Source organism: Rhodosalinus halophilus (assembly GCF_003298775.1).
In the GTDB taxonomy this organism is placed as follows: Bacteria; Pseudomonadota; Alphaproteobacteria; order Rhodobacterales; family Rhodobacteraceae; genus Rhodosalinus; species Rhodosalinus halophilus.
In genome coordinates, this window is the sequence record NZ_QNTQ01000066.1 from 1 (window position 1) to 476 (window position 476).

Consider the following 476-nt stretch of genomic DNA (forward strand, 5'->3'; position numbering starts at 1 on the left):
ATGATTGCTCGACCGCGCAGCAGCCTTTGGTATGTAGAAAGCCGTACGGAGGATCGGCATGCGGGACACTGGAGGGCAGGCTGCGAAGGGCATGGCCCGATTGGCGGCATCGTCTCCCGCAGACGAGTTACACTCGGATCACCTGGAAATCCGGGCAATCGATTCCATCGCGACGACGCTCGCGGATCTCGGGCAGGCGTTCGGCGGGGATATGAAAGCGGTCACGATACTCCTGCTCCTCGCAAGGGCGGCGCGCGGGACCGAAGCTGCCGTCGGCATGACACAATCGGAGATCGCAGCTCGCAGCGGCATCCCGCGGGAAACCGTCCGCCGCAAGCTTGTGGCGATGGAGAGGCCGGGCTGGATCGTCCGGCACGAGTCCCTGTGGTACCTGAACATGACTCTGGGTGAGACCAAGAGCGGCGACGCCTGGGTGGCGATCAAGCGTCGGTACGTCGACCGCGCAGCGGCCTTTG

General features: G+C 64.5%; 1 protein-coding gene. It reads left to right on the forward strand.

All coding sequences use genetic code 11. The features are described from left to right. Positions 1–58: 58 nt before the first annotated feature. The coding region (locus DRV85_RS18880; protein ID WP_147238906.1) for a helix-turn-helix domain-containing protein at positions 59–476 on the forward strand (418 nt) is incomplete at its 3' end.